A 5,769-nucleotide genomic window follows, 5' to 3' on the forward strand; every position below is an offset into this window, starting at 1 on the left:
CGCAGCTCCCGCAGCGGGCCCGGCGCCGGAGGCCGGGGTTCCAGGACGGGCGCCGAACCGGGGCTTGGACGTCCCGTCAGTGCCGTTCCGGCCCAATTTGGGCAGGTCGAGCTTGTTCAGCCTCTCGCGCAGGCTCTGCCGAGGCTCTTCGTCGTAGTCCTCGTACTCGTATTCGTCCTCATACGGCTCCGGCTCCGTGGAACGGGCCTGGCCGAAGATTTCCGAACCGAGTGTGTCGGTGAAGAAGGGCTCTACATACGGCCCGTCCTGCTGAATGACCAGGTCCAGCAGGTCGGCCGCCTGGGCCCCGTTGGTCACCAGGTAGGTGAACCCGTCGGCATTGCCGAGGTCCAGCACCTGGACGTTGCCCGCCCGTTCGCCGGTGGCGATCTCGCGGGCGCTCATGGCGACCTGGCTGGCATTCTCCGGCGCTGCCACCAGGATGCTGACCGGCCGATTGAGCACCTGGTCAATGCCGTCCAGGACCAGATCGTTTTCGGCGGACGCAAGCACTTGGGCAGTGACCTTGTAACGGCCACCAAGCAGCATGCCCACATCAACTGGCTGCGGCACTAGTTCCTCCCGGCGAAATGTCCTGGGCGGGTGCCCGTGACTGGATAATTTGGTTTCCATGCTATCCGCTGCCGGACCCGATACCCGCTTCTGTCAGGCGCGTCCGGGCAACCGATTAAGTAACGGCCGCAGGAAGTCCTGCAGCTCCTCGACCCGAAGCACGCGCAGGAGCAGCAGGTATACCGCGGCCATGACCAGCCCGACGACGGCGATGGTCACCATGGCGGTAGCGATGGACTGCCAGGCGAATCCGCCGTTGGCGTAACCGCCGAACAGCCACAGGACCGCTGCGCCCACCAATCCGGAGCCCAGGCCGGCATAACCGAGCCGGATGTAGGTATCCACGACGCGGCCCGCGCCGTAGTCGCCCAGCCGGCGGCGGGCAAAGTGGTGGGCAAGGACCGCCGAGACCACGTGGAACACCGTGAACAGCAGCGCCAGCGCGTAGACCACCAGGGTGGGATCGATCAACCAGGCGATCAGCACGGCCAGCACCACCGACGCGCCGGAGCAGATCGCCTGCATGATCAATGGCGTTTTGGCGTCTTCCTCCGCATAGAACACCCGGCCCAGGAAGAAGTAGATGCTCATGAAGGGCATGCCGGCCGCGAGGATGGTCAGCACCTGGCCCATCGACGCCGCGGAAGCCGCCGCGGTAGGGCCTGACCCGGCAAACAACCGGGCCAGGGGGCCGGCCAGCACCACCACGGAGGCGGCCCCGAAGACGGTGGCGACGCCGATAGTGCGCAGCCCCGAGTTCACGGTGTGCCGCACGTCGTCCACCGCCCCGATCGATTGCTGGCGGGACAACTGGTTGAACAGCACCGTGGCCACCGAGAGGACGAAGACCGAATGCGGCAGCATGGCGATCAGTTGGGCGGTATTCAGGGCGTACTCGCCGGGGACCGAGGCGCCGGGCCCCGCCAGCTCGGCGCGCGCGGCCGTGGCGCCGGAGGCGATGGACCCGTAGAAGAGGTAGGCGGTGTTGGCGATGACCATGGTGGCCAGGCTCCACATTGCCACCCTTCCGGTGGCGGCGAAGCCCATGCCGCGCCAGCCGAGCTTGAGCTTGAGGCCCATCCCCAGCCGTCCCAGCGGCCACAACAGGATCAGCGCCTGCAGCACGATGCCCAGCGTGGTGCCGCCGGCCAGCACCATCGTCTGGGCGCCGGTCCAGAGCTCCGGGTTGTCCTTGCCGGGCAGGTAGCGGCCGTACAGTGCGATGTACAGCGCCAGCGTGCCGATGGCGACGACGTTGTTCAGGGCGGGGGCCCACATGTACCAGCCGAACCGGCCGTGGGCGTTGAGCACCTGGCCCACCACGGCATACAGCCCGTAGAAAAAGATTTGCGGCAGGCACCACACGGCGAAGACGGTGCCGAGTTCCAGCATGACCGGCGTCCAGCCGCGGGTCAGGACGGAGATGATCGGCGCGGCCAGCAGGGTCGCCAGCAGCGCGATCCCGGCCAGCACCAGCAGCGTCAGGCTCAGCAGCCGGCTGACGAAGTCCGCCCCGCCGTCGCTCTTCTGGCTGGCCTTGATGATCTGCGGCACCAGCACCACGTTGAACACCCCGCCCGCCAGCAGCAGGTAGATGATGTTCGGGATGGTGTTGGCCTTCTCGAAGATGTCGCCCATCGTCGTGTTGGCGCCGATCGCGACCGCCAGCAAGGCGGTGCGGACAAACCCCAAAACGCGGGACACCATGGTCCCGGCCGCCATGATGGCACTGGACTTGGCTGTGCTGTGCTGCTGCACGGACGGGCTGGGGGAGGGGGTCTGGGTCTCGGACATCGTCCTCTATGTTCTCACCTGAAAACGGCCGGATTGCCGGATCCGGCCGGGGCTCAAAGGTGCCCGGGCAGGACTTCCCGGGCCAGGTCCACGATCCGCCGCTCGTTGGGGAAGGACAGCTTCCGGCCCAACTCCGCCAGCGGAACCCAGGCCACGTCCACTGCCTCATGGTCCGGATCATTCTCGATCGTCAACAGGCCGCCGGTGGCCTCAAGCAGGAAATGGTGCACGGTCTTGTGGACGCGGTGGCCGCTGACGGTGAACCAGTAATCGATGCTGCCCAGCGTGGCCAGCACGCGGCCCTTGATCCCTGTTTCTTCTTCGACTTCCCGGACGGCGGCCTCTTCATTGGTCTCCCGGCCCTCGGGGTGGCCCTTGGGCAGGCACCACTCGAGCCGGCCACCGCGGTTGAAGCGGGCGATGATCGCCACGTTCAGGTTTGGGGTCGACGTATCGACCACCACGCCGCCGGCCGAGATCTCCTCGACGGTGGGCAGGGAATGGTGTCCGGGCGCGGCGCTGCCCACTGACGCTGTCAGCGGGGTGCGCTTCGGGGCGCTCGGAACCGGGTGTGCCATGCAGTCCACTCTAACGATTTTTGTTAGGGGCCGATGATGCCGGGGCCGAGCCGCCGGGACTTTGTTAAACATCGCGCCCCGCATCTGGCACGCTTAAGTCACTATGGTTCACCTTTTTGGTTCGCAGTTCGCATCAGCACCCGGTTCCAGCGTCCCGTCCCTGCCGTTGCCGGACGTCGTGATCGAACTGGGAGAACTGTTTGCGGCAGCGGGCCACGAACTCTCGCTGGTCGGCGGACCGGTGCGCGACCTGTTCCTGGGCCGGATCTCCCCGGACCTCGATTTCACCACCGACGCCGATCCGGATGCCACCATCGCCGTCGTCGGGAAGTGGGCGGACAAGTTCTGGGAGATTGGCCGCGATTTCGGGACCATCGGCCTGCGCAAGGGCCAGCACATGATTGAGGTGACCACCTATCGGGCCGAGGCCTACGACCCGGATTCCCGCAAGCCGGTAGTGGCTTTTGGGACGTCCCTGGAGGACGACCTGTTCCGCCGCGACTTCACCATGAATGCCATGGCGCTGCGGCTGCCGTCGCTGGAACTGGTGGATCCGCACGGCGGCGTCAAGGACCTCCACGCGGGCGTGCTGCGCACCCCGGGCGCGCCGTCGGCGTCGTTCTCCGATGACCCCCTCCGGATGATGCGAGCCGCGCGGTTCGCCTCCCAGCTCAACGTGGCCGTGGCACCCGAGGTGGAGGAGGCCATGACGGACATGGCCGCGCGGATCGAAATCATCTCCGCCGAACGCGTCCGCGACGAACTGACCAAGCTGATCAACGGCAAGGACCCGCGCGCCGGCGTGGACCTGCTGGTGGACACCGGCCTGGCGGATTACGTGCTGCCCGAGGTCGCGGCACTGCGGCTGGAGATCGATGAGCACCACCGGCACAAGGACGTCTACCAGCACTCGCTCACCGTGTTGGAGCAGGCCTGTGCCTTGGAGACGGACGACGACGGCGCGGTGCCGGGTCCGGACTTCGTCCTGCGGTTCGCGGCCCTGATGCACGACGTCGGCAAACCGGCTACCCGCCGGTTCGAACCCTCCGGTGCGGTCAGCTTCCGCCACCACGACGTGGTGGGCTCCAAGCTCACCGCCAAGCGGATGAAGAAACTGCGTTTCGACAACGAGACCATCAAGGCGGTGTCCCGGCTGGTGGAACTGCACATGCGCTTCTACGGCTACGGGGAGGCGGGATGGACGGATTCGGCCGTGCGCCGCTACGTCAACGACGCCGGACCGCTGCTTGAGCGGCTGCACCGGCTGACCCGCTCCGACGTGACCACGCGGAACAAGCGCAAGGCGGAGCGGCTCGCCTTCGCCTACGACGACCTGGAGCAGCGGATTGCCACGCTGAAGGAGCAGGAGCAAATGGACGCCGTCCGGCCGGATTTGGACGGCGCCCAGATCATGGCGTTGCTCGGGATCCAGCCCGGCCCGCTGGTCGGCCGGGCCTACAAGTTCCTGCTGGAAGAGCGGCTGGAGAACGGTCCGGCGGCGCAGGAAGAGGCAGAAGCGAAACTGCTGGCCTGGTGGCGGACGCAGCCGGAATACGCGGAGCAGGCATAGCCATGGCCGCGGCCGAACCGCATGATTTCCCGGTGTTGTGGCTGATGCGCCACGGCGAAACCGAGTGGTCGCGCGACCACCGGTACACCGGGTTGGCCGACCTTGAGCTGACTCCCGCCGGGGTCCAGCAGGCCCGCGACGCCGCGGCGAAGCTGGCGGGAGTCCGTTTCCACACCGTCTTGACCTCCCCCTTGGCGCGTGCCCGCCGGACGGCCGAACTGGCCGGCTACCCCGAAGCGGAGGTGGTGGCCGAAGCGCATGAATGGGACTACGGAGACTATGAAGGCCTCCAGAGCGCGGCCATCCGGGCCAAGGATCCCTCCTACCTGATCTGGACCCACGGCGTCCGCGGCGGCGAGTCCCTGCAAGAGGTGGCCGACCGGGCCGACCATGTGATCGCCAAGGTGCTGGACGGCCCTTCGTCCGAACCGCCAGGGCCACGCCAGGTCTTGCTGGTGGCACACGGGCACTTCCTCCGGGTGCTTGCGGCCCGTTGGCTCGGCCTGGAAGCCATCGAGGGCCGGCACTTCGTGCTGGACACCGCTGCCGTCTGCCGGCTGGGGTGGGACAAGAAGACGCCCGCTATCGCGGGTTGGAACCTCTAGCGGCTAACGGAGCATGGCCGGACGCCGCCAGTAGGTGAGCCAGCGCAGCAGCCACTCCAGCGGCCCGTACCGGAACCTCTGCGCCCACCACGCGCTGGCCAGCATTTGCGCCACAAAGAGGAGCACCGCCACGCCAAGCACCGCGGGCGGGGCCAACCGGCCGGTCAACGCCAGCCCGAAACCGGTGAAGACCAGGACCATCAGCACGGACTGTCCCAGATAGTTGGTCAGCGCGAGGCGGCCTGCGGGCGCCAGCGCGGCGCACAGGGCACCGCCGGCCGGAGTGCGGAAGGACAGCAGCAGCACAGCGGCGTAACCGGCCGTCAGCAGCGGCGCGGTCAACGTGGAAATGCCGAAGGCGACTACGGTCGTGGCAGGACCGCCGACGCCGTGTTGTAACCACGCCTGCAACGCTGAAGCGGCCAGCCCGGCCGGCAGCGCCGTGAAAGCCAGGCGGCGGAGCGTGCTTGCTGAGATGCCCCGCTCGAGCAGCCGTCCCTTGGCACACGCCAGGCCGAGGTAGAACGCGCCGAGGGCAATCGGGCTCTGGAGGAGCACGGCATTGGGCTGCGTCAGCGGATACAGCGACGCGTTCTGGGCCAGAACGTCGGCGGGAGAGCCGGCCAGCCCGAACGCCGGCGCGGGCCCC

At 67.7% G+C, this 5,769-nt stretch carries 5 protein-coding genes and 1 pseudogene; 2 read left to right on the top strand and 4 right to left on the bottom strand.

Annotation, left to right across the window (positions count from 1 at the left end; translation table 11 throughout):
• From AC5RUJ_RS09800 to AC5RUJ_RS09810, 3 genes and pseudogenes are all read right to left on the bottom strand, one after another.
• Positions 1-573 (bottom strand): annotated as a pseudogene (locus AC5RUJ_RS09800) (ABC transporter substrate-binding protein); the annotation flags it as partial.
• A gap of 93 nt (positions 574-666) precedes the next feature.
• Positions 667-2,367 (bottom strand): murein biosynthesis integral membrane protein MurJ, encoded by a 1,701-nt coding sequence (gene murJ, locus AC5RUJ_RS09805; RefSeq protein WP_494023979.1) that lies wholly within the window; start codon positions 2,365-2,367, stop codon positions 667-669.
• 53 nt (positions 2,368-2,420) lie between these two features.
• Positions 2,421-2,945, bottom strand: coding sequence for an NUDIX hydrolase (locus AC5RUJ_RS09810; protein ID WP_494075071.1), 525 nt, complete (start codon positions 2,943-2,945; stop codon positions 2,421-2,423).
• A 103-nt stretch (positions 2,946-3,048) separates the two neighbouring features.
• Here AC5RUJ_RS09810 and AC5RUJ_RS09815 point away from each other — a divergent pair, with 103 nt between their 5' ends.
• Both AC5RUJ_RS09815 and AC5RUJ_RS09820 read left to right on the top strand, forming a co-directional pair.
• Positions 3,049-4,515, top strand: coding sequence for a CCA tRNA nucleotidyltransferase (locus tag AC5RUJ_RS09815; RefSeq protein WP_494023980.1), 1,467 nt, complete (start codon positions 3,049-3,051; stop codon positions 4,513-4,515).
• A gap of 2 nt (positions 4,516-4,517) precedes the next feature.
• Positions 4,518-5,120, top strand: a complete 603-nt coding sequence (locus tag AC5RUJ_RS09820) for a histidine phosphatase family protein (protein WP_494001188.1) — start codon at positions 4,518-4,520, stop codon at positions 5,118-5,120.
• Between the two features lie 3 nt (positions 5,121-5,123).
• On the opposite strand, the gene AC5RUJ_RS09825 is transcribed toward AC5RUJ_RS09820, so the two are convergent.
• Positions 5,124-5,769: DUF418 domain-containing protein (locus AC5RUJ_RS09825; protein WP_494155807.1), on the bottom strand; the 646-nt coding region annotated here is incomplete at its 5' end.

It is taken from the genome of Arthrobacter sp. Y3223164 (assembly GCF_059091005.1).